This is a genomic window from Microbacterium sp. NPDC055502 (assembly GCF_053643635.1).
The window spans coordinates 1,197,619-1,222,863 of sequence record NZ_JBSHKJ010000001.1 but is presented as its reverse complement, the minus strand read 5'-3'; the positions used below and the strand labels follow the sequence as shown (position 1 = coordinate 1,222,863).

The following is a 25,245-nucleotide window of genomic DNA, read 5'->3' as shown; positions in this document are numbered from 1 at the left end:
GCGATGACGCGGGCACCGGGCGGGGAGGCCGCGAACGCCGACGACGGGTCGGACGCGACGGCGGGCGATGCCGAGCAGCAGCGCGAGCACCGGGGCGTGGAACCGGCGGAGCAGGCGGCGGCGATGCTCACGGCGGCGGGGATGCCGCGGATGCCGGCGCGCGTGATGATGGCCCTGGTCGCGGCGCCCGAGGGCGGGTACACCGCGGCCGAGCTGGCCGAGCGGCTCGGCGTCTCCCCCGCGGCGGTGTCGGGGGCGGTGCGCTACCTGCAGCAGCTGCATTTCATCCAGCGGCGCCCGCGGCCGGGTGAGCGCCGTGACCGGTACGCGTTCGTGCACGATCCCTTCTACCGCTCGATCGTGGGCAACCTTCCCGTGTACGCGCGGCTCGCGGAGTACATCGACGACATCGCGGGCGCGCACGGCGACGATCCCGACGCGCAGGCGCGGGCGGTCGAGCTGGCCGCGTTCTTCCGGTTCCTGTCCGCGCGCATGCGGCAGATCGTGGAGGAGTGGCACGAGTCACGGCACGACCGGAGCTGATCGTCGCGATCCCGAGGGTTGACACACGCGTGGCTTACACCTCCCGGACTCGACTCCAGCCTGGCCGTTGCACCGGTCAACACACCGTGCGCACTTCGAACCGAAAGGCGCTGGCATACGAAACCATGGTCCGGTGCGCAGTAGAGTGCCCTTCTTCGAGAACCCGCTAACGGGCGCAGTCATCGATCGCGTCTCAGAAGAGGACGCACCTCTTCTCTTGTACTGCGGCGCTGGCGTAACGATTGACAGAACGGGCCATAGCTGGAGCGCGCTTATCCAGTCTTGCTTCCCGGACCGACACTCCAAGAACTACGCAAATGGGCCAAGGCGGGCGGATATTGAAGCTCTTGATTCAATCGCGCCCGAACAACTTGCCTCGAGCCTTATTCACACACTCCGAATGGTCGCCGCTGGGTCAAAGCAATCACTGCAAGACACTCTTCGCAAACGGATAAAGCGATCGCTGTATGGAACCGCTGCTAGCTGGCAAGGCGGACGGCTCTCGCGGAACATTGTGCAGCTCGCAGTCTTTCGCTCGCTTCGCGACCGCCAAACCACGATCTTCACCACTAACTACGACGACTACATCGAGCAGCGCTATCGTGAGACTCGTGAGTCCATCGAGACTCTGACCGAGGTGGGAGTGCCCGGCCTCCGCGTGACGGGCCTCGGACGCGAGGACCCCATCTACGAGATTGAGCCGCTCCGTCTTGAGCGAGACGCTTCTGGCGCGTACATAACGCTTGTCTACCTCCATGGGCGCGTCCCCTCGGCAGGCCCAGTGAGTTGGCCGATTGTGCTTGACGAGAACAGCTATGCGGCGACAGCGACTGCTGTCGGCGCTTCACTCGTGCGTGGCTTCGAGACCCACCCGCTATCCCTCATCGTTGGCAGCAGCTTGCAGGATTTGCCTCTGGTTCGAGCCCTCAGTTCCACCCGTGGAAGTGGTGAGCGGCTGGCGGTTCTTACGAAAGGAAGCCATGCCTCCGACCTCACGGCTGACGGCGATTCCCTGAGCCTGGATCTTCTTCGCGACCGTGCCGCTGAGCTTGCTGTGACTCCCATCTTGGCCGACTTCCATGGCCAAGTCGCGCAGCTAACAGGCGAGATGACTTTGCGAACTGCATTCCGGAAGGGGCGAACCGACGAGCCCCTATCTTGGAGCTACATGGAGCGGCTCGACGGCTGGTGGCAAGAGTGGTCAGCTAACTATGGGCAAGACGACCTTCTGCCCGAGCGACTTCAGGATGCACTGCAAGGCATCCTGCCGCTCTTCGACATTGCGCCGAACACAGATCCGCTGCAAACAGAAGTCGAACGCTACCGACTCGAGATCTGGGTCCGAGCATTTCCGCTCGCCCCCGAGCGGCAACTGGTTCGGTGGGCGTCATCTGACGGACGCACACTCGACGGTGCTAAAGGCAAGTGCGGGCATCTCGGAACACAGAGCTACCTTGCGCCAGTTCGCGCATTCGTCGAAGGCCGTGCGGGCACGTACGACGTCGCAGACCTGGAGAAGGGACGCGAGTCCATCGACAGGTACACGTCCAAATCGTTCCTGGCAGTTCCGATTCGAGCGCGCGACTGCGTAGTCGGAGTACTCACTCTAGCTTCGAGCAATCGACTCGCGACGGCCCGCATGACGAGGTCAAGTGAGACCACCGAAAAAGCCGTTGCCTACCTGTTGGACCTAGGTCAGCGCCTTCTCGATGCGTAGTCAGTTACTGTTCGCGTACGCCACGAAGACCTCACGCAAGTGACTTTGATCTCGGACCCGGACCGATTCTCGGGCCTCGCGAACTCGTTGCTCAGCGACCGACCGAGCAGTGGCGCGAGTCGAGGATTCGGCGGCACGGGAACGAGCCGGAACTCGATCCTGATTGCTGGTCATGCCGATGCCTCCATGCGATAACTCTATCCGCCCACATGCTCGATGTCTTCATCCTGCCTGGAAAATCGGGCGTGTCTTCAGGTCTCTCGCCGGCGAAGTAATCGCTCACCGGGCACGACCGGAGCTGATCGTCGCGATCCCGAGGGTTGACACGCGCGTGGGTTACATGGTTACTTAGTCGAGTAAGTAACCCACTAACCCAGCGGAGGACTCGTGATCGAAGAAGGCAAGCCGCTCTTCCTCCAGATCGCCGAGCAGATCGAGGACTCGATCCTCGACGGCTCACTCGCCGAGGAGGCGCAGGCTCCTTCCACGAACGAGCTCGCCGCGTTCTACCGCATCAACCCCGCCACGGCGGCGAAGGGAGTCGCGATGCTCACCGAAAAGGGAGTGCTCCACAAGCGCCGAGGCATCGGCATGTTCGTCTCGGAAGGCGCCAGGGACCTGCTCCTCGGCGAGCGCCGCGCGGCCTTCGCCGACCGCTACATCGACCCGCTCCTCGCGGAGGCCCGCACGCTGGGCCTCGGCGCGGAAGACCTCGCGGACCTGCTCCGGCAGCGCGCCGCACACACCCCCACCCCAGAAGGGAAGAACCCCGCATGACCGCCGTCATCGAGGTGCAGAACCTCACCAAGCGCTACAAGGAGAAGAGGGCGCTCGACAACGTCTCGCTCGCCCTCGAAGGGGGCTCGATCTACGGGCTCCTCGGCCGTAACGGTGCCGGGAAGACGACCCTCATGTCGATCCTCACGGCCCAGAACTTCGAATCGTCCGGCACCGTGAAGGTGTTCGGCGAGCACCCGTACGAGAACGCACACGTGCTCGGCCGCATCTGCTTCGTGCGCGAGAGCCAGAAGTACCCGGACGACGCCTACCCCAAGCACGCGTTCAAGGCCGCGAGCCTGTTCTTCCCGAACTGGGACCAGGCGTTCGCCGACGAGCTGATCGCGGAGTTCCAGCTGCCGATGAAGCAGACCATCAAGAAGCTGTCGCGCGGACAGCTCTCGGCGGTCGGCGTGATCATCGGACTCGCCTCGCGCGCCGAGATCACCTTCTTCGACGAGCCGTACCTCGGGCTCGACGCAGTCGCCCGGCAGATCTTCTACGACCGCCTGGTGGAGGACTACTCCGAGCACCCGCGCACCATCATCCTGTCCTCGCACCTGATCGACGAGGTGTCGAACCTCATCGAGAAGGTCATCGTGATCGACAACGGACGGATCCTGCTGAACGAGGACACCGATGCCGTGCGTGACCGCGCGGTGACTGTGGTGGGCGAGGCCGCGAAGGTCGACGCCTGGGCGGAGGGCCGCGAGATCCTGCACCGCGACGAGCTCGGCCGGGTGGCCTCGGTCACCGTCATGGGCCGGCTCTCGCCCGAGGAGCGCTCCGCGGTCGTCGCCGCGGGCCTCGACCTCACGCCGGTGTCGCTGCAGCAGCTCGTCGTCCGGCTCACCCAGAAGAACGACGCCGCCGCCGACAGAGCCGGTGCGGTGAAGGAGGAGGTCCGCTGATGCGCACGTTCAACGTCATCCGCCTGCAGCTGATCAACAAGGGCACCTTCATCTGGTACCCGCTCATGATCCTCGGCGCGGCCACGATCATCTCGATCCTGATCTACGCGATGATCCCCGTCGACACCCCCAAGTACGGCGGGGGCGGCCAGGCGCCGCTCTGGTACTTCTTCGCGGTGGGCATGTCGGCGATGACCCTCACGTTCCCGTTCTCGCAGGCGATGAGCATCACGCGCCGGGAGTTCTTCTTCGGCACGATGCTGACGGCCATCCTCGGCAGCGCGATCATGGGCGTGCTCTTCCTGATCGGCGGCGGCATCGAGATGCTCACCGACGGCTGGGGGGTCAACGGCTACCTGTTCTACCTGCCGTGGCTGTGGGACGCGGGACCCCTGGGCGCCTTCGTGGTGTTCTTCACGCTCGCCCTGTTCTTCTTCGTGGTCGGCTTCACCGGCGCGACGATCTACAAGAGCTGGGGTCAGCTGGTGCTGCTGATCGTGAGCATCGGCCTGGGGCTCATCCTGGTGGGGCTGGTGTTCCTCGCGACACGGCTCGACCTGTGGAACCACGTCGGCGCGACGATCATGGACCTCGGCGCCCTCGGCCTGGCCATGTGGGGCCTGGTGATCACCGCCGTCCTGACCGGCGTCTCGTTCCTCGCCTTCCGGCGGACCATCCCCTGATCGGACCACCCGGCACGAGGGATGCCGCGGCCGCGCACTCGGTGCGGGCCGCGGCATCCGTGCGTCCGGGCACTACCCGCAGACCGCAGCGGAGGCAACCCCACTCCTCCGCCGTCCGTTCGCGCGTAACGTCCAGGAGCAGAACCCGCCCGTCCGAGGAGAGAGCATGCCGTGACGCCCGAGGAACGCCGCCTCCGCGACCACCCGCGCCTGCGCCTGCGCGAACGCCGGTCGTACCTCTCGCGCACCCTGCGCGACGCCGTGCGACCGCCGCGGCTGCTGCTCGTGGCGAAGACGGCGCTCGCGGTCGGGCTCGCGTGGGCCGTTGCGCCGCACATGCCGGGCGTCACCGACGAGTATCCGTACTACGCGCCGCTCGGTGCTCTGGTGAGCATGTACCCGACGCTGATGGGCTCGATGCGCTCGAGCCTGCAGACGCTGTTCGGGCTCGCCGCGGGCATCGGCCTGGCTGCCCTGATCGTGCTCACCGTCGGTCCGACGTGGTGGACCATCCCGCTCGTGGTGGGTCTGGGCGTGCTGCTGTCGGGCACGGGATGGTTCGGCGCCGGGCGCGAGTACGTGCCGATGGCCGCGCTGTTCGTGCTGATCATCGGGGGACAGAACGCCGACGACTACTCGGTGGGGTACCTGGCGCAGATGGCCGTCGGCGTGGTGATCGGGCTCCTGGTGAACCTGCTGATCGCGCCCGCTCCCCTCGCCGCGGCGGCTGCGTCGAGAGTGGAGTCCTTCCGCACGCAGCTGGGCGAGCACCTGCACGACATCGGGTACGCGGTGTCGGAGTCGTGGCCGCCGGAGACCGCGCAGTGGGCGGAGGACGCGGCGTCCCTCGCCGAGACCACCGCCGATCTGCGGGCGGCGCTGGCCGAGGCCGACGAGAGCGTGCGGTACAACCCACGCGCGCGACGCCGGCACGTGGGGACAGCGCACATCCACGAGGACCTCTCGACGCTCGACCGGATCGCCCACCTGATCCGCGACATCGCCGATGCGACCGCCGACACCATCTGGGACCGGCCCGCCGCCATCCCGCTCGACCCCGCGCTGCCCGAGCCCCTGTCGGCGGCCTGTCACGCGGTGGCCGACGTGATCGCCGAGCCCGATCCCGGCTCGAGCGAGGCGCACCGCCGGCGGGGTGAGGCCGCGCGGGCGATCCGCCTGCTGCTGGAGCGTGTGGACGACCGCACGTTCGACGCGCGCAGCACGATGGGTCCCGGCGTGCTGACGGCGATGCACCTGCGGAGGATCCTGATCCTCAGCGGCGAGCGCCCGGACGGCGACGCGTGAGTCACGGCGACGCGTGAGTCACGGCGACGGGTGAGCCAGGGCGACGGGTGAGTCAGATGGTGTCGTCGGCGACGACGATGTCGAGCTGCCAGTAGCGACCGTCGGGGTCTGTGGCGTCGTGCGCATCGTCGGCCGCCGACAGCACGTCGTTGACCTGGCGCATCACGTCTTCGAACTCGGCCTCGGTCAGGCGGATCGTGCGCTGCACGAACGACGCGTGCACCTCGGTCGTGCGGCCGGCGACGTAGTCGGGGCTCCAGGCGAGCACGCGGCGCACCAGCTCGCCGTGCTCCTCCGCCAGGGCGGCGACCACCGCGCCGCCGAGCGCCTCATCGGCCACCGGGTTCTGCGGGTCGCCGAGGTTGAGGGCGCGCTTGCGTCCGGTCCAGACCCGGTCGCGGCGGTCGCGCGCGCGGTCGGGGGCCTCCTCGATGAGTCCGGCGTCGGCGAGCACCCGGAGGTGGAAGCTCGCGCTGTTCGCGGGAACGCCGAGCTCGGCGGCGATGTCGGCGGCCCGCAGGTGCTCGCGGCGCGCGATGAGGCGCAGGATCCGGCGGCGCAGCGGATGCGAGTAGGCCTTCAGCATCGCCGAGGTCATGAAGACGGCGTCGTCGCCCGCGCTCGTCCCCGCGTCGTCGGCCATGCCCCGATCCTACCGGCGGACAATTGCGCACCTCTAGTTGCGCAATTTATGTTGCGCATCTATGGTCGAGCCATGACCACCGCCACCACCCCCCACCGCCTGTGGCGCAACACCCGCTACCTCACCTGGCTCGTGAGCGACACCAGCAAGGGGCTCGCCGCCTCCCTGTTCGGCTTCGCCGTCCCGCTCCTGGCACTCCTCATCACGAACGACCCCGCGCAGGCGGGCATCATCGGCGCCGCCGGACTCGTCGCCCGCGTGCTGCTCACGCTCGCCGGGGGCGTGCTCGCCGACCGCCACCGGCGCATCGTCCTCATGCTGCTCGGCTCCCTGCTGGGCATCGTCCTCGCGGGCGCCTTCACTCTGCTCGCGATCGGCGACGCCCTCACCTTCACGTCACTGCTCGTGATCGACGTGCTGCTCGCCGCCCGCAGCGGCCTGTTCGACGTGGCCGGCGAGAGCGCGCTCAAGGAGATCGTGCCCGACGAGGCGATGGGCCGCGCCCAGGCCGCGAACCAGGGCAGGGACGCGGCGCTCCAGTTCGCCGGCGGCCCGCTGGGCGGACTGCTCCTCGGCCTCGGCGGCTGGGTGGTCGGTGCGGTCATGACGCTGTGCCACGCCGTCGCCGCGGTGACCGCCTGGATGCTGCGCCGGCAGACGCGACGGGCGGGGATCGCCGACACCGGAGCCGAGGACGACGCCGCACCGGCGGACGAGCCGGCCCCCCGTCCCCACGCGGGGCGCGAGCTGCGGGAAGGCTTCACGTGGCTGCTCTCCCGCCGCGACCTCGGTGGCGTGATGATCATCCTCACCATCGTGAACCTCGGGTTCAACGCGGCCATCACGACCGTCGTCTACGCGCTGCAGCAGGCGGGGCACTCCGAGCTGCTGATCGGCACCCTGAGCGCGGTGATCGGCGCGGTCATGCTGGTGGGGGCCGTGCTGGCGCCGCTGCTCGTGCCGCGCGTCCCCGCGGGTATCCTCACGGTGGGCGGCCTCGCCGTCGTCGCGCTCGGCGCGGTCACCCTGACCACGGTGCGCGAGCCCTGGGCGATCGCGGTGGTGCTCGGCGCGTCGGTCCTGCTGCTCCCCGCCCTGAACGCCGCCCTCCTCGGCTACTTCATGGTCGCGACACCCTCGCGGCTGCTCGGCCGCGCGAACAGTGCCATCGGGGTGCTCGCGATGGGGGCGATGCCCCTGGCCCCGCTGATCGCCGGGTTCGGGCTCTCCTGGCTCGGCCGCGAGGGCACGATCCTCGTGTGCGCCGGCCTGTGCCTGGTCGCGGCCGCGCTCGCGCTCGGCAATCGCGCGCTGCGTGCCCTCCCGGTCGAGGCGCGGTGGGCCGAGCACGCGGCCACCTTCGCGGCCGAGTAGCGCGAGGACGGGCGGGAGTCAGGCGCCGATCAGTCGACTGACGGCCAAGCGGTTGAGCGACACGTGCTGCTCCGCCGCGTCGATCGCCAGCCGACGGTGCGCCTCCGGTGTGAGCCGAACCAGGAACTTGCCGGAGTAGGAGCGGTCGGAGATGGCCACCGGCAGCTCCTCCCCGTTCGCCGTCATGTCGTCGAGCACATCGGCGACGAGCTGTCGGATACCCCGGAACGCGTCGCCCTGGTCCTCCGACACCCAGGACAGCGAAGGCAACTCGGCAACCGTGCCGACATACGCGGCGTCCTCCGGGGACCATCGAACGCGGTATGCGTAGTGGTCAGGCTTCACCGTCGGCATGTCCCGCTCCCTTCAGTCTGTCGATCGCCGCCAGGACCTGCCGGACCTGGTAGGCCTTCGCCGTTCCGTGATCGCTCTGGATATTCACCCGCGGGTCTCCTGCCCAAGGCATTCGATACACGCGGTGGGAGGTGCCGCGCTGCCGCGGCTCTCCGAAGTGATGATCGCAAACCTTCACGAGGTCGGCGAATCGCACGCCTTTCGGTTGCGCCCGCATGCGTGCAACGAGGCCTTCCACAGATCCCATGATCGTGGATGGTATCAATAACGATACCATCCACGATCCGGCTGTGGAAAGCCCGCCCTCATGTATCACCGGACTCTTGCCGCGCTCCTGGTAGGTGTGATCACAATGGGCTTCATGATCGACGGTGCCTCCGGCGCCGCCCCCCTCGATCCTGCATCCGACGACGGCCGGGCACGGTGGGAACGTGCCGCTGATCTGTTCGGCGCATGGCGCGAAGGCGACGGCCGCGCGATGGATGAGCTCGTGCGACTGCTGTCGCCCGTGCTCTGGCACGTCGTCCGCGCCTACGGGCTCGAACGCACCCTCGCGGAAGACGTGGTGCAGACCACATGGCTGCGGCTCGTCCGCGGTCACGGCTCGATCGCCGACCCGCGCGCCGTGTCGGCCTGGCTCACCACGACCGCCCGCCGCGAGGCGTGGAAGGCCGCGAAGGCCAACGGCCGCATCGACACGACCGAGGCCGACGACCTCGACACCCTCCTGCCCGAACAGGCCTCGGCCGAGGACCACGCGACGCTCGGCGACGAGAACCGCCGACTCTGGCTCGCCGTGCGCCGCCTGACCGAGCGGTGCCAGCGCCTGCTCCGCGTGATCGCCTTCGACGACCGCCCCGACTACGCCCGCCTCGCGACCGACCTCGGCATGCCCGTCGGCAGCATCGGGCCGACCCGCAGCCGGTGCCTCGCCAAGCTGCGCGACCTGCTCGACGCCCCGGCGCCGCACACCGGAGGGGGACGCTCATGAGCGATCACGACGACGCCCGCCTGTTCGCGCGCCTGCGCACCGTGTGGGACGAGATCGACCCGGTGCCGGCCGGACTGATCGACCGCATGGTCGCCGCGGTCGCCGCCGACGGGCTCAACCGCGAGTACGCGCTGCTGACCCTCGTGGAGGGGCAGCTCGGCGCCGTGCGGGGAGACGCCGACGCGCTCACGCTGCAGTTCAGCGACGGCACCACGAGCATCCTGCTGCACGTGACCACCACCGCGTCCGGACGGCGCCGCGTCGACGGCTGGGTCGACACCACCACCGCGCGGATCGTGCTGGCCCAGGGCGACCGCACGCGCACCACGACGCCCGCGGAGACCGGGCGCTTCCAGTTCGACGACGTGCCGCCCGGGCTCAGCCGCGTGCGGCTGACCACGCTCGACGGCGACGAGGAACGCACGCTGGAGACCCCGCAGTTCGAGCTGTGACGGCGGGCGAGGGAGCCCGCACGGAGAGGATGACCGATGGAGCAGCCCCAGGGATGGACGTGGCAGGACCGCGCGGAGGGATCGATCCGCCGCGGCACCGCTCTCGACCCGAGCACGGAACCCGTGGACGGCATCCGCGCCTTCCCCACCGCGTACCTGCCCGAACGCCTGCTGATCACGCGCACCGTCGGTGACCAGGAGGCATACGACCGCGAGGTGCGCACGCTGCGCGACGCCGCCGACACCTTCGGCTGGCGGCTCGAGATCGAATCGGCGGAGCGCGAGGTCGGCGGCGACGAGCTGGTACCGGGCGTCGCCGGGTTCCTGCGCGCGCGCCTGACCACGCCCGACGAGCCGGCCAGGGGCGAGTCGCCCGTGGCGCCGGACGCCTGGCGGGTGCTGCAGCGGGCACGGCGCCTGTCGCGGTCGACCATGCCGCGCACGAGCCTCGAGCACGTGCTGTCGATCGACCCCGTCGGCCTCAACCCCTTCACGCGCACGAACCCGTTCACCCGCACCAACCCGTTCACCCGCACCAACCCCGTGCGCGGCGCCGGTGCGGGCACCGGCGGCAGCGACGACTACCTGGAGCCGGGCCGCGGGGCACGGCAGCCCGTCTCGTGGCTGGGGCCCGCGCCCGTGCGCGCTCCAGCGCCGAAGCGCGGACGACGCCCGGTCGTCGCGGTGCTCGACACGGGCTGCGGCGAGCACGCCTGGCTGCCGTCCGACATCGTCACGCGGCACATCGAGCTCGACGGCGTCCCGGTCGGGCTCACCGAGGACGCCGACCCCGAACGCTACCCCGACCTGTACGGCCAGCTCGACGGCGAGATCGACGCGGTGGCCGGGCACGGCACGTTCATCTCCGGGATCGTGCGGCAGACCGCACCCGACGCCGACATCCTGTCGATCCGGGTGGCCGGCGCGCTCGGAGTGGTCGACGAGAGCACCCTGCTGGAGACCGTGGCGCAGGTGGTGGAGCTGCTGCGCCGGCACCAGGAGGACCCGAAGACGGGCTTCCCCATCGACGTGCTCAACCTGTCGCTCAGCTACTACCACGAGACCCCGACCGACGGGCTGTTCAGCCGCACGCTGTACGAGCTGCTGGCGAAGGCGCGCGAGCTCGGCTGCGTGGTCGTGTGCTCGGCCGGCAACGACGCGATCGACCGGCCGTCCTTCCCGGCGTCGCTGTGGCCGTGGCCGGGAGCCGACAACGGGCTGCCCGCCGACAAGGGCGCCCCGCACGTGGCCGTCGGCGCCCTCAACCCGTCGTCGCGCTCGGTCGCGCTGTTCTCCAACGTCGGGCCCTGGGTGCACGTGTACGCCCCGGGCGCGGCGGTCGTCAGCACCTCGCCCGCGTTCGTCGGCGGTGCCCAGGCGGCGACCAGGGCCGACGTCGACGGACTGGTGCGTGAGACCCTCGACCCCGACGACTACCGGGGCGGCTTCGCGGTCTGGAGCGGCACGTCGTTCGCAGCGCCGTACCTCGCCGGTCGCATCGCGGCGGAGCTCGGGGCCGTCCCGGTGGCGGGCGCGACCCCGGCCGCGGCGGCGAAGGCCGTGTCCGCCGTGCTCGCCGAGCTCCCCGACCCGCACGACCGCGGCTGACCCGCACTCTTCCCCACCGGGGTCGCGGCACGGCATCCTGGACGGATGCCCCTGTCCGCGAGCGAGCTGCATCGACGCGGCGTCGACGCGGCGAACACGCGACGGTTCGCGCAGGCCCGCCGTGCCCTCGACGCCGCAGCCGCGCGCACCGACGACCCCGAGCTGCGCGCCCGGATCGACGGCACCCGCGCCTACGTGCTGACGCAGACCGGTGACCCCGCGGCCGCCGAGGAACTGTGCCGGGCGGCCCTCGCGCGCGCGGGACTGCAGCCCGAGACGGTGGCGCTGCTCGGCGGCCAGCTCGGCACCCTGCTCATGCACCGCGGACGACTGCCCGAGGCCGAGGCCGAGCTCTCCCGCGCCATCGACGCGCTCTCCACCGCGGGGACCGAGAGCACCGAGCTCGCGAACTGCCTGATGAACCGCTCGGTCGTGCGCATGCAGCGTCACGAGCTCGACGCGTGCGTCGCCGACCTCCGCCGCGCCCTCGCCGTGTATCAGGCGCATGACGCCCGCGGCCCGGTCGCCGAGGCCACGCACAACCTCGGCTACGCGGCGCTGCTGGGCGGCGACCTCGTGGGCGCCCTCGCGCTCATGACCCGCTCCCGCCCCGCCCTGGCGGAGGCGAGCGACCTGGCCGCCGCGATCGCCGACCTCGATCGGGCCGAGGTGCTCCGCGACGCGGGCCTGACGACCGAGGCGGAGGTGCTGCTCGGGCGGGTGGCCGTGCAGTTCGGGGCGCAGCGCATGCGGCAGGCGCGCGGCGAGGCGGAGTTCCACCTGGCGCGGTCACTGCTGCACCATGATCCCGTGGCCGCCGAACGCGCGGCACGTCTGGCCGCCCGACGGTTCACCGCCCTCGCGACACCGGGGTGGACGGCGCGGGCCGAGGCCGTGCGACTGGAGGCACGGCAGCGCGCCCACCCCGACCGGGCGATCCCGGCCGAGGAGTTCGAGCGTGTCGCCCGTGACCTCGACCGCAGCGGATTCCGCACCGAGGCGACGGCGCTGCGCCTGGCCGCACGGCGCGACGGAGCCGGGCGGCTGCCCCGCATCGCCGCGTCCGCCCCCACGCCCCTGCGGCTGCGCGTCCACGAGGTGCGGGCAGCGAGGGCCCTGCACCGAGGCCATGACCGGGCGGCGCTGCGGGCCGCGGGCGAGGGCCTCGACCTGCTGTCGTCGTGGCAGCAGTCGTTCGGCGCGCTCGACCTGCAGGCCTCGGTCGCGATGCACGCGAGCGACCTCGTGTTCACCGGGCTCACGGCGGCGGCGCGCCTCGGCGACCCGGAGACCCTGTTCGAGTGGTCGGAGCGTGCGCGTCACCTCAGCCAGCAGGTCGCGCCGGTGCGGCCCCCGCACGACGCGGACCTGGCGGCGGACCTGGCGGAGCTGCGGATGCTGCGTGCGGAGCTCGCGGGTGCCGACTGGACGACCGACGCGCGGGTGCGGATGCTGCGCGACCGGGTGCGCGAGAGGCAGTGGACGGCGACCGGCTCCGGCGCCGCGCGCGAGCGGCTCGGCCTGGCGGCGGCGTCTGCGCTCCTCCCGCGCGGCACCGCGGTGTTCTCCTACGTCTTCACCGGCTCCGAGCTGCACGCCGTGGCGGTGACCGAGGGCCGGGCGCGCATCGTGGAACTGGACTGGCCGCGGGTGCGGGCGGCGCTCGACGGGCTGCGGGCCGACCTCGACATGGCCGCCCTCACCCGCGGAGGAGCGATGGGTGCGGTCACGCAGCGGTCCCTCGTCGCGCGGCTGGAGCTGCTCGACGCGGGGCTGCTCGCACCGCTGCGGCGGGCCGTGCCGCGGGCGTCGCGCGTGGCGATCACGGTGCCCGGCATCCTCGGGGGCGTGCCGTGGGCCATGCTGCCCGGCATGCGCGGGTTGCCGTTCACGCTCGTCACGTCGGTGTCGCGGTGGCTCGGAGCCGAGCGGGCACCGCGCGTCGCGTCGCCCGTCGTGGGCTTCGCCGCCGGTCCTCGCGTGCGCCGCGCCGGCGAGGAGGTGCAGCGTGCGGCCTCCGCCTGGACGGACCGTGCCTCGACGCGCGTGTACGAGGGTGCGGAGGCGACGGTGGGTGCGGTGACAGCCCTCGCGGGCGACGCGGAGCTGCTGCACATCGCGGCCCACGGGCGGCACGCGGTCGACAACCCCCTGTTCTCCGGGTTCGAGCTGAGCGACGGCACGCTGTTCGGCTACGACGTGGACCTGATCCCGCGGGCGCCGCGCACCGTGATCCTGTCGGCGTGTGAGCTGGGGCGCTCGTCGGTGCGCTGGGGGGAGGAGGCGCTGGGCATGACGCGGGTGTGGTTGCACGCGGGCACCGAGTGCGTGATCGCGGCACCCGTCGCGGTGCCCGACGACGATGCGTGCGAGCTGCTGGCGGCCGTGCACGCCGGGCTCACCGAGGGCGCTGCACCGGCGGACGCCCTGGCCTCCGCGGCCGTCACGACGGGCGTGATCGCGCCGTTCCAGTGCCACGGCGACGGATTCTGACCTTTTTCTCCAATCGGTGTATCAGAACCGCAGGCGGTGACTCCTGTTCTTCGGAAGGTGTCGCAGGCGAAGGGCCTCGAAGGAGGAGGCGCGAGGGAGGCGCCGTCGGATCTGGGGAAACAAGCGCACTGGGGAGCGCGCACGACAGGGACACCAACTGCTCTGGGGAGCCGCGGTTGCAGCCGCGACACCTCACAGGGCCTCGGCGATCTGGGGACGCCGGGGCCCTGGGGGTGCGCCCGCGCGGACTCAGGCGAGGAGCACCGTCACAGGTCGAGGAAGTCTCCCAGCCACAGCCGGACGGAGGCGAGACAGTCCGCGGACACCCTCCCCGCGACGCCCGTGATCCGTTCCCGCGTGAGCGTGCGCGGCTGCTCGGTCATGACCCAGGACGGACGGTCCAGTCCGCTCGGCCCGTCGATGCGGATGTGATTGGGCCACCCACGGTCGGTCGTGGTGATCGGCAAGCCGATCACCAGGGTGGTGACGGCGTCCAGATACCCGGCGGAGGCGACGAGGAGGACGGGTCGGTGTCCGCCCTGTTCGCGGCCGCGCACCGGTTCCAACGACACCCAGACGATCACTCCGGGGGCGAGATCAGGGTCTGCCATCAGGAGGCGTCTGCCGATTCGACCCGCTCCCACGCCGCCGTCTCGGCCGCATGCGAAGCGGCGTCCTCGGGAGAGGAGAGGGCGACCGCCGTGCGCAGCGACTCGAGGCGTCGGCGGCGATCCTCGGCGTCGGCGAGATGGGCGAGGTGAGCGCCCAGTGTCAGCCCGTCGCGAGCCGCCTGATCCTTCAGCCGATCGCGGAGCTCGTCACTCACCTTGATCGTCGTGGTCATACTTTCAGTATACCGAGCCCCCGCTGCGCGGACTCAGGCGAGGAGCACGACGTACCCGGCGGTGCGCAGTGCCTCGACCAGCGCGGGCTCGGCCCCGCGGTCGGTGATGACGGTGTGGAACAGCTCGGGTCCGCCCACCGCGGAGAACGCCTCGACGCCCAGCTTGCTGCCGTCGGTCACCACGACCGCGCGCCGGGCACGCTCGGCCATCATGCGGTTCACGGCGGCCTCGCGCTCGTCCTGCGTGGTGGCACCCGCCGCGGCGTCCATGCCGTTCACGCCCAGGAACGCGATGTCAAGCCGCACCCCGCGCAGCAGCTGTTCCACGAACGGCCCCACGAGCTCGTACGTGCGGGAGTGGATGACGCCGCCGGTGACCACGACCTTGATGTCGGGCCGCGTGGCGAGCTGTGCCGCGATGTTGACCGCGTTCGTGACGACCGTGACGCCGCCGTCGGCGGCCAGGTCCTCCCTGGCGGCGAGGGCGGCCGCGATCGCGGTCGTCGTGGTGCCCCCGGAGAGACCCACCACCATGCCGGGCGACACCAGGTCGGCCGCGGCCTGGGCGATGCTCGCCTTCTCCTGCGTGCGCAGGTGGCTCTTGTAGCGGATGGGCAGCTCGTAGGCGACCGTCTGCGCCACCGCACCGCCGTGCGTGCGCGTGAGCAGGCGCTGCTCGGCCAGGGTGTCGAGGTCGCGGCGGGTGGTGGCCGGCGAGGCGCCGAACCGGTCGACGAGCTCGTCCACCGTGACCTCACCGCTGGCGGCGAGCAGGTCGAGGATCGCGTTCAGCCGTGCCGCCCGCTTCACCGCGTGCTCCCGGAGGGGTGCTGCGGCGGGAACCCGTGACCTCCGTGGTGACGGCCGACCGCGAGCGCCTGCGGCCCTGTCGCCGCCACGCTCATCCCGCGGCCGCCGTGTCGGTCTGCAGCGCGAACAGCCGCAGCATCCGCGCCGCCTCCTGCGCCAGCGCGTCGCGGGCGGGTGCGAGGTACTTGCGGGAGTCGACCAGCCGCTCGTCGCGGTCCAGCACATCGCGCACGGCCCGCGTGAAGAAGCCGTTCAGATGGGTCGAGACGTTGATCTTGGTCATGCCCGCCCGCACCGCGTCGGCGATCACGGCGTCGGCCACCCCGGACGAGCCGTGCAGCACGAGGGGGACGTCCGCCCCGGCCGCCCCGGCGCCGCGCAGTGCCGCCCGCAGCCGCGCGATGAGGTCGAGGTCGAGCGACGCCGTGCGGTCGGTCATGGCGTGCGACGAGCCGACCGCCACCGCGAGGGCGTCCACCCCGGTCGCGGCGACGAAGGCCCTGGCCTCGTCGGGGTCGGTGCGCACTCCGGGTGCGTGCGCGCCGTCCTTGCCGCCCACCTCGCCCAGCTCGCCCTCCACGAACACGCCAGCCCGGTGTGCGCGCGCGGCGACCTCGGCCGTCAGCGCGACGTTCTCGTCGTAGGGCAGCGCGCCGCCGTCGAACATGACGGAGCCGAAGCCGAGCGCGACCGCCTCGTCGACCAGCTCCGGTCGTTCGGCGTGGTCGAGGTGCACCGCGACCGGTGTCTCCGCCCGGCGGGCCAGCGCGAGCGAGGCGAGCGCGATGGGCTCCAGGCCGCCGTGATAGTCGGCGCAGTTCTGCGAGATCTGCAGGATCACCGGGAGTTCCGCAAGGGCGGCGGCGCGCACCAGGCCCTCCGCGGTCTCGAGGTGGATCACGTTGAACGCGCCGATGCCGGTTCCGGCGTCCGAGGCGGCGGTGACGAGTTCTCTGGCGGAGACGAGGGTCACGAGGGGTCCTTTCGAAACAGGGCGGGGTCGGGGCGGGTCACGCGCAGGTGCTGCGCGAGCGCGGTCCAGCGGGGCGAGATGTCGCCGGCGAGCGGCATGAGCACGGCCGCCGCCGACCAGGCCGTCGCGCGGCGGAGCACCGTCTCGGGGTCGCGCTCGCCCTCGGCGTACAGCACGGCGCAGGCGGCGACCCCGGCGTCGCCCGCACCGGTCGGGTTCCCCGCGAGGGGCTCGTCGAGTCGCGCGTGCACGAGCTCGTCGTCGGTCACCGCGAGCATGCCGTCGGCGCCCAGCGAGAGCAGCACGAGCTCGGCACCGCGCTCCAGCAGGGTGCGGGCGGCGTGCACCGGGTCGTCGATGCCGGTGGATTCGGCGAGCTCGGCGGCGTTGGGCTTGAGCACGGTGGCCCCGGCGTCGGCGGCCCGCAGCAGCGCGGGGCCCGAGGTGTCGACGATCACGGGCACGCCGGCGTCACGCGCCACGGCGATCAGCATCGGCAGCAGCGCCTCGGGGGTGCCCGGCGGCACGCTGCCCGAGATCACGAGCACGCCCGCCGCGGGGAGCCGCTCGACCACCTCGGCCAGCACCGCCCCCCATTCCGCGTCGGAGGGGCTGACGCCGCGCTCGTTCACGATGGTGGTGTCGCCCGCGGACTCGTCGACGAGGGCGATGCTGCGCCGGGTCTCCGCCGCGACGGGCACGAGCACGTACGGGACGCCGCTGGCGCTCAGCTCGTCCGCGAACTCGGCGCCCACGCGGCCGCCCGCGGTCGTGACGGCGAGCACGGGTGCGCCCTGCGCATGCGCGACCCTGGCCACGTTGAGGCCCTTGCCGCCCGCGCGCGCGGCCCCCGCGTCGGCGCGGTGCGTGCCGCCCTCCACGAGCCGGTCGACGCGCCAGGTCAGGTCGAGCGCGGGGTTGGGCGTGACGGTGAGGATCACGTCAGCTCCCTGGCCCGCAGGGCCGCACCGATCAGACCCGCGTTGCCGGAGAGCTCGGCGGGCACGAGCACCGGCAGCCGGTGGAAGCTGAGCCGCGCGGCCAGGCGGCGCCGCAGCTCGTCGAACAGTGCTCCTCCGGCGCGCGAGAGCCCGCCGCCGATCACCACGGCCTCGGGGGCGACCACCGCGGTGAGCTGCGCGAGCGACATCGTGAGCGCGTCGAGCGCGGAGTCCCAGATCGCGGCGGCGACCTCGTCACCCGCGGCCGCCCTGGCGATCACGTCTTTCGCGCCGTCGGGCACGACCCCGGTGGCCTCCCGATAGCGCCGGGCGATCGCACCGGCCGAGGCGACGGCCTCCAGGCAGCCGCGCGCGCCGCACGGGCAGGCCGGGCCGTCGGCGATGGGCGAGTGGCCGATCTCGCCGGCGTAGCCGCCCGCGGTGTACGGCCGTCCGCCCACCAGGAGGGCGCCCGCGATGCCCGTGCCGATGACGAGGATCACGGCGTCGTCGTAGGCGCGTGCTCCGCCGAGGCGGTGCTCGGCCCAGCTGGCCGCGCGCACGTCGTGGTCGAACGCGACGGGCAGGCCGAGGCGTTCGCGGGCGAGGTCCCGCAGCGGGGCGTCGCGCCAGCCCATGTTGCTGGCGAACACCCCGATGCCCGCGTCGGCGTCGACGATGCCGGGCACCACGAGGCCGACCGCCTGCGGCACGACCTCGGGGTGTGCGTCGCGGAGCTCGGCGGCGAGCGCGTCCAGCCGGTCGAGGATCGCGTGCGTGCGGTCGCCGGCGACGACGGGCGTCGGGGTGCGCCGCAGCCCGAGCGCCGTGCCGTCGGCGTCGAAGAGGGCCGACTTGATGTCGGTGCCGCCCACGTCGAACGCGAGCGCCGGGGCACCGGGGCCGAGCGAGCGCACCGCGGCGAGGGTCTCGCCGGAGGCGTCCTTCTCGACGTCGGGGATCGCGTCCGCTCCGTCGATCGGGGTCATCGTTCGGCTCCGGTGCGTGCGCGGGTCATGCATCCAGGATGACGGATCGCGTGAGGTTGCGCGGCTGATCGGGGTCGAGTCCCCGCGCGAGGGCACGGTCGAGGGCCGTGCGGTGCAGGCGCACGAGGTCGGCGAGGGGGTCGATGGCGCGGTGCTCGAAGCGGGCGCCCGTGGCACGCACCTCGTCGGCGAGCCCGTCGGGGGCGTCGCCGAACTGCCAGGTGACGCGGCCGGGGGCGGCGATCGCGATCGGGCCGTGGCGGTAGTCCATCGACGGGTAGGCCTCGGTCCACGACTGCGACGACTCGCGCAGCTTGAGGGCGGCCTCGTGCGCGAGCCCGATGGTCCAGCCCCGTCCGAGGAACGTGTACTGCTCCGCGTCACGCAGCTCGGCGTCGACCTCGGGCTCGGCGAGCACGGCGGTCGCGTCGGCGATCGCCCCGCTCAGGTCTTCCCCGAGCGAGGCGCGGAAGAGGGCGAGGGCCGTGGTGGCGAAGCGGGTCTGCACGACCGACTGCTCGTCGGCGAACGGCAGCAGCACGGCGTCGTCGACGAGCGAGACCAGCGGGGAGTCGGGGTCGCCGATCACGCCCACTGTGCGCACGCGTCCGCGCACGCGCTCGACCAGGTCGAGGACCTCGCTCGTGGTGCCGGACCGCGTGAGGGCGACGATGGCGTCGTAGCCGCGGTCGACGAAGGCCTCGGAGGCGGCGAACGCGTCGGTCTCCCCGTGTCCCGTGGACTCGCGCAGCGCGGCGTAGGACTGCGCCATGAACCAGGAGGTGCCGCATCCGACGACCGCGACCCTGGCCCCGCGGGCGGGCAGCCGCCCCTGCTCGGCGGTGAGATCGGCGGCGCGCTGCCACATCTCCGGCTGCGAGAGGAGTTCTTCGCGCATGTGCGCGCCGGGCAGGTTTTCGGTCATCGGTCGACCCTTTCAGACGAGTAGTTGCGTATTTGTGATTCTTTCGGGTGCGTTTCGATCATAGTATGTCACCACCATCGAGCAAGATCGGGCGAATGCTTGATTTTGTTTGTTTGCCTGACAAATAATCTGTACGTTCCACCCAAGCTTCGGCTTGACCCGAGAGGTCGCCCTCACCGCGATCGATCACCACGCACCGTCGCGTGAAGAGTGTTCTGCGACTGTGCACCACCCCCGCTCCGTCGGACGGCGGCTCGCCCGCCCACCGACCACGGCACACACAGTGAGGAATGCAATGCCCATGAAGAAGTCACTGCGGTTCGGGGCGGCTGCCGTCGCGGCCGTCGCCACGCTGTCGCTCGCCTCGTGCGGATTCGGCGGTTCGGGCGGCGACAGCGGCGGGGACGCCGACGGCAAGACCACGCTCGACCTGCTCGTCCCCAGCTACTCCGACGCGACGAAGGGGCTGTGGGAAGACGTGATCGACGGGTTCGAGAAGGAGAACCCCGACATCGACGTGAAGCTCGAAGTGCAGTCGTGGGACAACCTCGAGAAGGTCATCTCCACCAAGGTCCAGGCGGGCGAGGCTCCCGACATCTACAACGGCGGGCCGTTCGCCGGGTTCGTCGGCGACGAGCTGCTCTACCCGGTCAAGGACGTCGTGTCGGACGAGGTCTACTCCGACTTCCAGGACTCCTTCATCAAGAACGCCGAGATCGACGGCACGGCCTACGCCCTGCCGCTCATCGCCTCCGCGCGCGCCCTCTTCGTCAACAACACCCTGCTGCAGCAGGCGGGGGTCGAGGCGCCCACCAACTGGGACGAGCTGCTCGACGCGGCCACCAAGGTCTCCGCGCTCGGCGGCGGGGTCGCCGGATACGGCATGCCCCTCGGCTCGGAAGAGGCACAGGCCGAGGCGGCCGTGTGGCTGTGGGGCGGCGGCGGCTCGTTCGGTGACGCGTCCGAGATCACGATCGACACCCCCGAGAACCTCGTCGGTGCCGAGCAGATCAAGAAGATGATCGACGCCGGTGCGACCCAGGCCGACCCGGGCTCCACGCAGCGCTCCCCGCTGATGGACATCTTCATCCAGGGCAAGATCGGCATGCAGGTCGGCCTGCCGCCCACGGTCGGGCAGATCGCCGACAGCAACCCCGAGCTGGACTACTCGATCGTCCCGATCCCGACCAAGGACGGCTCGCCGTTCACGCTCGGCGTCATGGACCAGCTGATGGCGTTCCAGAACGACGACGACAAGAAGGACGCGATCACCAAGTTCTTCGACTACTACTACGCTCCCGACGTGTACGTGCCGTGGGTGCGGGCCGAGGGCTTCCTGCCCGTCACCAAGTCCGGCGCCGAGAAGCTGTCCGGCGAGGAGGCGCTCAAGCCGTTCCTCGACGTGCTGCCCGACGCGCAGTTCTACCCGTCGACGAACCCGAAGTGGTCGGCCGCCGACGGTGCGTTCAAGTCGCTGTTCGGTCAGCTCCAGTCGAAGCCGGCACAGGACGTGCTGACCGAGATCCAGGCGCAGGTCGACGCGGGCTGACCCGCAGAACGGAGAGGTTCGGGTATCCCATGAGCCAGACCACAGAATCCTCGAACCTCGCGGGGGCGGCGACCGGCCGCCCCCGCACCCCCGACGCCGGGGCCGCCGGTCGCGGCCGCCCCGGCGGACGGGACCTCCTCCAGGCGCTGCCCTGGATCGCACCGGCACTGGTGCTCATCATCGGCGTGGTGCTGTTCCCCGCCGGCGTCATGTTCTTCAACTCGACGCGCGACATCTCCCTCTCCGGGCTCGACAAGGGCTCGGTCGGCTTCGACAACTTCGTCACCGTGTTCACGTTCGCGGAGTTCTGGCCCATCTTCTTCCGCACGATCGTGTGGGTCGTGTCGGTGGTCGCGCTCACCGTGGTGATCTCGCTCGGGCTCGCGCAGATCCTCAACAAGGCGTTCCCCGGGCGCCAGCTCGTGCGCATGGCCGTCATCGTGCCGTGGGCGGCCTCGGTCGTGATGACGACCATGGTGTTCTACTACAGCCTCGAGCCGTACTTCGGCATCTTCAACAAGTTCCTCTACGACATCGGTCTCTCCGACGACGCGGTCGGCTACGGGTGGACGAAGAACCCCGCGACCGCGTTCACCTGGTCGATCGTGATCGCCGTGTTCGTGTCGCTGCCGTTCACCACGTACACGATCCTCGCCGGGTTGCAGGCCGTGCCCGCCGACGCGATCGAGGCCGCGAAGATGGACGGCGCCGGTCCCGCCCGCACCTACTGGTCGATCGTGCTGCCGCAGCTGCGCAGCGCCCTCGCCGTGGCGATCCTCATCAACATCATCAACGTGTTCAACTCGCTGCCGATCCTCAAGGTGATGACCGGGTCGATCCCCGGCTACGGCGCCGACACGATCATGACCCTGATCTTCAAGTACATCGAGCTGCAGAAGAAGGTCGACGTCGCCAGCGCCCTGTCCGTCGTCGCCTTCGTCATCGTGATCGTGATCGTCGCGGCGTACGTGAAGATCGTCAAGCCCATGAAGGAGGTCTGATCATGACCGTGACCGAGACCGCCCTCGTGACCACCGCCGACTCCCGTGGTCGCCGCACCCCGCCGATCCCCGGCCGTCGGCGCCGCTACACCGCCGACCAGGTGTCGCTGCCGCGCGTGATCCTGCGCACGGCCGCGGGGTTCCTCGTGCTGGCGATCTTCGTGCTGCCGTACCTCGTGATGTTCTTCGGCTCGGTGAAGACCAAGGCGCAGATCCGCTCGGTCGACCCGACCTACCTCCCGACCGAGTGGCACTGGGAGAACTACCTCACGATGTGGTCGACGCCCGAGACGCCGCTGCCGTACAACCTGGTGTCGACGATCGTCATCTCGGTGTTCGCGACGCTGCTCGTGCTGCTGGTGTCGCTCCCGGCCGCGTACTACACGGCGCGGTTCACGTTCCCCGGCCGCATGGTGTTCCTGTTCCTCGTGATCGTCACGCAGATGCTGCAGCCGGCCGTGCTCACGTCGGGTCTGTTCCGGCAGTTCACCACGCTCGGCCTCGGCGACACGTGGGCCGCGATGATCTTCATCAACGCCGCGTTCAACCTGTCGTTCGCGGTGTGGATCATGCACTCCTTCTTCGCGGGCATCCCCAAGGAGGTCGATGAGGCGGCGCAGATCGACGGCGCAGGACGCCTGACGGTGCTCTTCCGCATCAACCTGCCGCTCGTGTGGCCGGGCATCGTCACCGCGATCGTGTTCACCTTCGTGGCCTGCTGGAACGAGTTCGCCGCGTCGCTCGTGATCCTGTCGACCGACAAGAACCAGCCGCTGTCGGTGGCGCTGACGAAGTTCGTGGGTCAGTACGAGACCAGCTGGCAGTACGTGTTCGGCGTCTCGATCGTCGCGATCCTGCCGGTGATCATCCTGTTCATGCTGATCGAGAAGCGCCTGGTCGGCGGCCTCACCGCGGGCAGCGTGAAGTAGCCCGCGCGGGCGGGTTCAGGGGCGGGGGGCCGCGGCGGCGCGCAGCTGCTGCGGACTCCAGCGCACCCCGAGCGCGGCGGTGAGCGCGGCCTGCGCGGCACCGGCGGAGAGCGGGACCCGGGGGTCGGCGTAGCGGATGGGCGGCTGCTGGGTGCCACGCGCCGGATAGCCGGACTCCTCCCGCACGCGCTCCAGGAACCGGGGTCCGAGCTCGGTCGCCGGACCGCCGATCACGACCTCGATCGGGTCGAGCAGGGCGCTGATCAGCTTGACCGCACGGGCGAGCGCACGGGCACCCTCGTCGATCTGCCCCTGGTCGGCGCGGGCGACGAGGGCGCGCACGGCCGGGAGGTCGAGCTCGTCGGTGAAGTCCTCGCCCAGCATGGGCCCGAGCGCGGCGGCGGACTCCAGGCACCCGCGCTGGCCGCACCGGCACGGGCGCGCGGCGTCTCCGAACACGACCTGCACGTGCCCGATCTCGCCCGCACGGTCGCGCGGCCCCGGGGCGAGCTCGCCGTCGAGGGTGACCGCCGCACCGACTCCGCCGCCGAGGTGCACGAACAGCCGGTATCCGGACGGCGTCTCGTCCATCCCGGCCTCGGCGATGGCCTCCGCGTCGACGTCGTTGAGCAGCAGCACGGGCGCGCCCGCGATGGCCTCGAAGCGCTCGGCCAGCGGCACGTCCTGCCACTCCAGCTGCACGCTCTCCAGCACCGTCCGCCCGTCGGTGGTGCCGGGCAGCTGCACGCCGACGGCGAGGAGCCGGGCGCCGAAGCGGGCCGCCGCCTCGGCCACCGTGTCGTCGAGCACGCGGTCGCGCGTCGCGGGGGTGTAGGCGACCGTGCGTGCGTCGAGCGCGGTCCCGTCGAGCGCGACGAGGGCGACGTGCGCGCTGGTGGGCTGCACGACGAGCACGAGGATCAGGTGGTGGGCGCCGTCGACGCTCAGGGTGGTGGCGCGTTTGCCGCCGGTGCTGACGGCCTGCTCGCCCTCGACCACCAGCCGGCTGTCGATCAGCTCGGCGACGAGCGAGGAGGAGGTGGCGGCGGTGAGCCCGGTCGCCCGGGCGATGCCGGCGCGGGTCTGGGTGCCAGACGCCTGGAACACGAGCTGCAGGGCTCGACGCAGGTTCGCACGGCGGACGGCGGCCTGGGTGTCCAGCGCGTCGTCGGTGGTGAACATGCTCACGGTCCCCCGGGGGTGGGTGCGGTGATTGACAGCGCGCACAGCGCTCCGTACGCTCGACCCAGTTAGTTTATTCATTAAACTTAGTCGTCCGGGCGGAGCGGGGAGGAACGACGTGCACTACCCCCAGATCCTAGAGCGCCCCGGCGACCGGGCACGAGTCTCGGCACCCACCCACGCGCGCGCCATCCGTGAACGCAACCGCGCCCTCGTGCTGCGCACCCTCATGGAGCAGGCGGCGGCGAGCCGCGCCGACCTGTCCCGCCTCACCGGGCTCGCCCGGCCCACGATCTCCGAGGTCGTGCGCGACCTGCTCGACGACGGCGTGATCCGCGAGAGCGGCATGAGCCAGGACGCCCGTCCGGGGAAGCCGGCCGTCATGCTCGAGTTCGACCAGCGCGCCGTGCAGGTGATCGCCCTCGACCTCAGCACTCCCGGACGGATCACCGGCGCCCTCGCGACCCCCGACGGCCGCATCGACCACCGTGCCGACCTCGCGGTGGACGACGCGGATCCCACCGCGATCGCCGCCCTCGCCGTCGACCTGGCCGGGCGTGCGAGCAGCGCCCCGCTCGGCATCGGCATCGGCGCCCCGTCCGGATCGCCCGCTCTGCTCGGCCTCGGGCCGCGTCTGGCCGACGACCTCGCCCTGCCGGTGCACGTGTTCGACGACGCCGACCTGGTCGCCGACGCGGAGCTGCGGTTCGGCGCGGTCGGCACCGACTTCCTGCTCGTGCGCCTCGGCGGTCGCATCGGCACCGCGATCCGGGTGGTGGGCGACGACGGCGCGCCCGTCGAGCGGTCGATCGGCGCCCGCGAGCTCGCCCATGTGGTTGCCGGCGGAGACCCCGGCGACCGCTGCCTGTGCGGTCGCGACGGCTGCGTGCACGCGTGGGCGTCGACGCCCGCGCTGCGCCGCCGTCTCGACGAGCCCGGCGCGGACCAAGACGCGGTGCTCGCCGAGGCCGGGGCGCGACTGGGCACCTCGCTCTCCGTGATCGCCGCGGCCGTCGACCTTCCGTCGATCCTGCTGAGCGGACCGTCCGACATCGCCACACCCGCGTTCGTCGAGGCCACGGCGACCGCGGTCCGCGCGGCGTCGCACCCCTCGCTCGGGCCCGCGGTCGCCTCCAGCACGCTCGACGACGCGGTGCTGCGCGGGGCCGCCGCCCGCGTGGTCGCTGCAGCGTTCAGCCCCCGCTGAGCCCGTCCCGCCGACACCCTGGCCCTCGCGGACCCTCCCGTCGC

Annotated in this window: 26 protein-coding genes; 15 read left to right on the top strand and 11 right to left on the bottom strand. The window is 71.3% G+C overall.

From position 1 onward, the window contains the following. The first annotated feature begins 3 nt into the window (after positions 1 to 3). The 6 genes from ACWH95_RS06075 to ACWH95_RS06050 all read left to right on the top strand — a co-directional run bounded on the left by ACWH95_RS06075 (position 4) and on the right by ACWH95_RS06050 (position 5,936). Complete coding sequence (locus ACWH95_RS06075) at positions 4 to 543, top strand: GbsR/MarR family transcriptional regulator (RefSeq protein WP_378803147.1); 540 nt, start codon at positions 4 to 6, stop codon at positions 541 to 543. A 514-nt stretch (positions 544 to 1,057) separates the two neighbouring features. Continuing rightward, positions 1,058 to 2,260: an SIR2 family protein gene (locus tag ACWH95_RS06070; protein ID WP_452312132.1), complete on the top strand. Its 1,203-nt coding sequence runs from the start codon at positions 1,058 to 1,060 to the stop codon at positions 2,258 to 2,260. Positions 2,261 to 2,647: 387 nt separating this feature from the next. Continuing rightward, positions 2,648 to 3,037 carry a GntR family transcriptional regulator gene (locus tag ACWH95_RS06065; protein ID WP_136032229.1) on the top strand — a complete coding sequence of 130 codons (390 nt, stop codon included), beginning with the start codon at positions 2,648 to 2,650 and terminating at the stop codon, positions 3,035 to 3,037. Beyond that, complete coding sequence (locus ACWH95_RS06060) at positions 3,034 to 3,948, top strand: ABC transporter ATP-binding protein (protein WP_136045128.1); 915 nt, start codon at positions 3,034 to 3,036, stop codon at positions 3,946 to 3,948. The genes ACWH95_RS06065 and ACWH95_RS06060 overlap by 4 nt, the downstream gene beginning before the upstream one ends. Further along, positions 3,948 to 4,631 (top strand): hypothetical protein, encoded by a 684-nt coding sequence (locus ACWH95_RS06055; protein WP_454120359.1) that lies wholly within the window; start codon positions 3,948 to 3,950, stop codon positions 4,629 to 4,631. The genes ACWH95_RS06060 and ACWH95_RS06055 overlap by 1 nt, the downstream gene beginning before the upstream one ends. Positions 4,632 to 4,802: 171 nt before the next feature. Then, complete coding sequence (locus ACWH95_RS06050) at positions 4,803 to 5,936, top strand: FUSC family protein (protein WP_378822290.1); 1,134 nt, start codon at positions 4,803 to 4,805, stop codon at positions 5,934 to 5,936. Positions 5,937 to 5,988: 52 nt separating this feature from the next. Here ACWH95_RS06050 and ACWH95_RS06045 read toward each other — a convergent pair whose 3' ends face one another. After that, positions 5,989 to 6,579, bottom strand: a complete 591-nt coding sequence (locus tag ACWH95_RS06045; RefSeq protein WP_136032234.1) for a winged helix-turn-helix domain-containing protein — start codon at positions 6,577 to 6,579, stop codon at positions 5,989 to 5,991. A gap of 72 nt (positions 6,580 to 6,651) precedes the next feature. Between ACWH95_RS06045 and ACWH95_RS06040 the strand changes: the two genes are divergently transcribed. Next, positions 6,652 to 7,953 carry an MFS transporter gene (locus ACWH95_RS06040; RefSeq protein ID WP_454120358.1) on the top strand — a complete coding sequence of 434 codons (1,302 nt, stop codon included), beginning with the start codon at positions 6,652 to 6,654 and terminating at the stop codon, positions 7,951 to 7,953. An 18-nt stretch (positions 7,954 to 7,971) separates the two neighbouring features. Here ACWH95_RS06040 and ACWH95_RS06035 read toward each other — a convergent pair whose 3' ends face one another. Both ACWH95_RS06035 and ACWH95_RS06030 read right to left on the bottom strand, forming a co-directional pair. Continuing rightward, positions 7,972 to 8,307 carry a type II toxin-antitoxin system HicB family antitoxin gene (locus ACWH95_RS06035; RefSeq protein ID WP_454120357.1) on the bottom strand — a complete coding sequence of 112 codons (336 nt, stop codon included), beginning with the start codon at positions 8,305 to 8,307 and terminating at the stop codon, positions 7,972 to 7,974. Next, positions 8,288 to 8,554, bottom strand: coding sequence for a toxin HicA (locus tag ACWH95_RS06030; RefSeq protein WP_454120356.1), 267 nt, complete (start codon positions 8,552 to 8,554; stop codon positions 8,288 to 8,290). The genes ACWH95_RS06035 and ACWH95_RS06030 overlap by 20 nt, the downstream gene beginning before the upstream one ends. Before the next feature lie 114 nt (positions 8,555 to 8,668). Between ACWH95_RS06030 and ACWH95_RS06025 the strand changes: the two genes are divergently transcribed. Genes ACWH95_RS06025 through ACWH95_RS06010 form a run of 4 tightly spaced genes read left to right on the top strand, consistent with a single transcriptional unit; the run spans position 8,669 to position 13,851 of the window. Then, positions 8,669 to 9,298: an RNA polymerase sigma factor gene (locus ACWH95_RS06025; RefSeq protein ID WP_240744591.1), complete on the top strand. Its 630-nt coding sequence runs from the start codon at positions 8,669 to 8,671 to the stop codon at positions 9,296 to 9,298. Next, positions 9,295 to 9,750, top strand: a complete 456-nt coding sequence (locus ACWH95_RS06020) for a hypothetical protein (RefSeq protein ID WP_454120355.1) — start codon at positions 9,295 to 9,297, stop codon at positions 9,748 to 9,750. Before ACWH95_RS06025 ends, ACWH95_RS06020 begins: the two co-directional genes overlap by 4 nt. A gap of 36 nt (positions 9,751 to 9,786) precedes the next feature. Further along, a complete protein-coding gene (locus tag ACWH95_RS06015; RefSeq protein ID WP_454120354.1) occupies positions 9,787 to 11,358 on the top strand; it encodes a S8 family peptidase in 1,572 nt (523 codons plus the stop codon). 45 nt (positions 11,359 to 11,403) lie between these two features. Continuing rightward, positions 11,404 to 13,851, top strand: a complete 2,448-nt coding sequence (locus ACWH95_RS06010) for a CHAT domain-containing protein (RefSeq protein ID WP_454120353.1) — start codon at positions 11,404 to 11,406, stop codon at positions 13,849 to 13,851. Between the two features lie 266 nt (positions 13,852 to 14,117). Here the strand turns inward: ACWH95_RS06010 and ACWH95_RS06005 are convergent, their stop codons facing one another. The 7 genes from ACWH95_RS06005 to ACWH95_RS05975 all read right to left on the bottom strand — a co-directional run bounded on the left by ACWH95_RS06005 (position 14,118) and on the right by ACWH95_RS05975 (position 19,333). After that, entirely contained in the window at positions 14,118 to 14,462 is a 345-nt protein-coding gene (locus ACWH95_RS06005; RefSeq protein ID WP_136032251.1) for a type II toxin-antitoxin system PemK/MazF family toxin, read from the bottom strand. After that, the gene (locus ACWH95_RS06000; RefSeq protein WP_136032253.1) at positions 14,462 to 14,695 is read right to left on the bottom strand and encodes a ribbon-helix-helix protein; all 234 of its coding nucleotides are present in this window, start codon (positions 14,693 to 14,695) and stop codon (positions 14,462 to 14,464) included. Before ACWH95_RS06000 ends, ACWH95_RS06005 begins: the two co-directional genes overlap by 1 nt. A 33-nt stretch (positions 14,696 to 14,728) precedes the next feature. Further along, positions 14,729 to 15,505 carry a DeoR/GlpR family DNA-binding transcription regulator gene (locus ACWH95_RS05995; protein ID WP_136036352.1) on the bottom strand — a complete coding sequence of 259 codons (777 nt, stop codon included), beginning with the start codon at positions 15,503 to 15,505 and terminating at the stop codon, positions 14,729 to 14,731. Between the two features lie 91 nt (positions 15,506 to 15,596). Then, a complete protein-coding gene (locus ACWH95_RS05990) occupies positions 15,597 to 16,478 on the bottom strand; it encodes a class II fructose-bisphosphate aldolase (protein WP_454120352.1) in 882 nt (293 codons plus the stop codon). Continuing rightward, the gene (locus ACWH95_RS05985) at positions 16,475 to 17,419 is read right to left on the bottom strand and encodes a 1-phosphofructokinase family hexose kinase (RefSeq protein ID WP_454120351.1); all 945 of its coding nucleotides are present in this window, start codon (positions 17,417 to 17,419) and stop codon (positions 16,475 to 16,477) included. Before ACWH95_RS05985 ends, ACWH95_RS05990 begins: the two co-directional genes overlap by 4 nt. Next, positions 17,416 to 18,408, bottom strand: coding sequence for an ROK family protein (locus ACWH95_RS05980; RefSeq protein ID WP_454120350.1), 993 nt, complete (start codon positions 18,406 to 18,408; stop codon positions 17,416 to 17,418). Before ACWH95_RS05980 ends, ACWH95_RS05985 begins: the two co-directional genes overlap by 4 nt. A 25-nt stretch (positions 18,409 to 18,433) precedes the next feature. Continuing rightward, entirely contained in the window at positions 18,434 to 19,333 is a 900-nt protein-coding gene (locus tag ACWH95_RS05975; RefSeq protein ID WP_136036140.1) for an SIS domain-containing protein, read from the bottom strand. A 301-nt stretch (positions 19,334 to 19,634) separates the two neighbouring features. On the opposite strand from ACWH95_RS05975, the gene ACWH95_RS05970 reads away from it, so the two are divergent. The 3 genes from ACWH95_RS05970 to ACWH95_RS05960 are packed head-to-tail and all read left to right on the top strand — an operon-like array spanning position 19,635 to position 22,812. Further along, positions 19,635 to 20,882, top strand: coding sequence for an extracellular solute-binding protein (locus ACWH95_RS05970; RefSeq protein WP_454120349.1), 1,248 nt, complete (start codon positions 19,635 to 19,637; stop codon positions 20,880 to 20,882). A 29-nt stretch (positions 20,883 to 20,911) separates the two neighbouring features. After that, complete coding sequence (locus tag ACWH95_RS05965) at positions 20,912 to 21,883, top strand: carbohydrate ABC transporter permease (RefSeq protein ID WP_447652560.1); 972 nt, start codon at positions 20,912 to 20,914, stop codon at positions 21,881 to 21,883. Between the two features lie 2 nt (positions 21,884 to 21,885). Next, positions 21,886 to 22,812, top strand: coding sequence for a carbohydrate ABC transporter permease (locus tag ACWH95_RS05960; RefSeq protein ID WP_205814344.1), 927 nt, complete (start codon positions 21,886 to 21,888; stop codon positions 22,810 to 22,812). A 15-nt stretch (positions 22,813 to 22,827) separates the two neighbouring features. Here the strand turns inward: ACWH95_RS05960 and ACWH95_RS05955 are convergent, their stop codons facing one another. Continuing rightward, positions 22,828 to 23,994, bottom strand: a complete 1,167-nt coding sequence (locus ACWH95_RS05955; protein WP_247638084.1) for an ROK family protein — start codon at positions 23,992 to 23,994, stop codon at positions 22,828 to 22,830. A 118-nt stretch (positions 23,995 to 24,112) separates the two neighbouring features. Here ACWH95_RS05955 and ACWH95_RS05950 point away from each other — a divergent pair, with 118 nt between their 5' ends. After that, complete coding sequence (locus ACWH95_RS05950) at positions 24,113 to 25,201, top strand: ROK family transcriptional regulator (RefSeq protein WP_452312123.1); 1,089 nt, start codon at positions 24,113 to 24,115, stop codon at positions 25,199 to 25,201. Positions 25,202 to 25,245: the final 44 nt, after the last annotated feature.

What these genes read in the sequence shown, in the direction of transcription:
- ACWH95_RS06075 (WP_378803147.1), top strand. Translation starts at nt 4, where the DNA reads ATGACGCGGGCACCGGGCGGGGAGGCCGCGAACGCCGACGACGGGTCG.
- ACWH95_RS06060 (WP_136045128.1), top strand. Translation starts at nt 3,034, where the DNA reads ATGACCGCCGTCATCGAGGTGCAGAACCTCACCAAGCGCTACAAGGAG.
- ACWH95_RS06055 (WP_454120359.1), top strand. Translation starts at nt 3,948, where the DNA reads ATGCGCACGTTCAACGTCATCCGCCTGCAGCTGATCAACAAGGGCACC.
- ACWH95_RS06045 (WP_136032234.1), bottom strand. Translation starts at nt 6,579, where the DNA reads ATGGCCGACGACGCGGGGACGAGCGCGGGCGACGACGCCGTCTTCATG.
- ACWH95_RS06040 (WP_454120358.1), top strand. Translation starts at nt 6,652, where the DNA reads ATGACCACCGCCACCACCCCCCACCGCCTGTGGCGCAACACCCGCTAC.
- ACWH95_RS06035 (WP_454120357.1), bottom strand. Translation starts at nt 8,307, where the DNA reads ATGCCGACGGTGAAGCCTGACCACTACGCATACCGCGTTCGATGGTCC.
- ACWH95_RS06030 (WP_454120356.1), bottom strand. Translation starts at nt 8,554, where the DNA reads ATGGGATCTGTGGAAGGCCTCGTTGCACGCATGCGGGCGCAACCGAAA.
- ACWH95_RS06025 (WP_240744591.1), top strand. Translation starts at nt 8,669, where the DNA reads ATGATCGACGGTGCCTCCGGCGCCGCCCCCCTCGATCCTGCATCCGAC.
- ACWH95_RS06020 (WP_454120355.1), top strand. Translation starts at nt 9,295, where the DNA reads ATGAGCGATCACGACGACGCCCGCCTGTTCGCGCGCCTGCGCACCGTG.
- ACWH95_RS06015 (WP_454120354.1), top strand. Translation starts at nt 9,787, where the DNA reads ATGGAGCAGCCCCAGGGATGGACGTGGCAGGACCGCGCGGAGGGATCG.
- ACWH95_RS06010 (WP_454120353.1), top strand. Translation starts at nt 11,404, where the DNA reads ATGCCCCTGTCCGCGAGCGAGCTGCATCGACGCGGCGTCGACGCGGCG.
- ACWH95_RS06005 (WP_136032251.1), bottom strand. Translation starts at nt 14,462, where the DNA reads ATGGCAGACCCTGATCTCGCCCCCGGAGTGATCGTCTGGGTGTCGTTG.
- ACWH95_RS06000 (WP_136032253.1), bottom strand. Translation starts at nt 14,695, where the DNA reads ATGACCACGACGATCAAGGTGAGTGACGAGCTCCGCGATCGGCTGAAG.
- ACWH95_RS05980 (WP_454120350.1), bottom strand. Translation starts at nt 18,408, where the DNA reads ATGACCCCGATCGACGGAGCGGACGCGATCCCCGACGTCGAGAAGGAC.
- ACWH95_RS05975 (WP_136036140.1), bottom strand. Translation starts at nt 19,333, where the DNA reads ATGACCGAAAACCTGCCCGGCGCGCACATGCGCGAAGAACTCCTCTCG.
- ACWH95_RS05970 (WP_454120349.1), top strand. Translation starts at nt 19,635, where the DNA reads ATGAAGAAGTCACTGCGGTTCGGGGCGGCTGCCGTCGCGGCCGTCGCC.
- ACWH95_RS05965 (WP_447652560.1), top strand. Translation starts at nt 20,912, where the DNA reads ATGAGCCAGACCACAGAATCCTCGAACCTCGCGGGGGCGGCGACCGGC.
- ACWH95_RS05960 (WP_205814344.1), top strand. Translation starts at nt 21,886, where the DNA reads ATGACCGTGACCGAGACCGCCCTCGTGACCACCGCCGACTCCCGTGGT.
- ACWH95_RS05955 (WP_247638084.1), bottom strand. Translation starts at nt 23,994, where the DNA reads ATGTTCACCACCGACGACGCGCTGGACACCCAGGCCGCCGTCCGCCGT.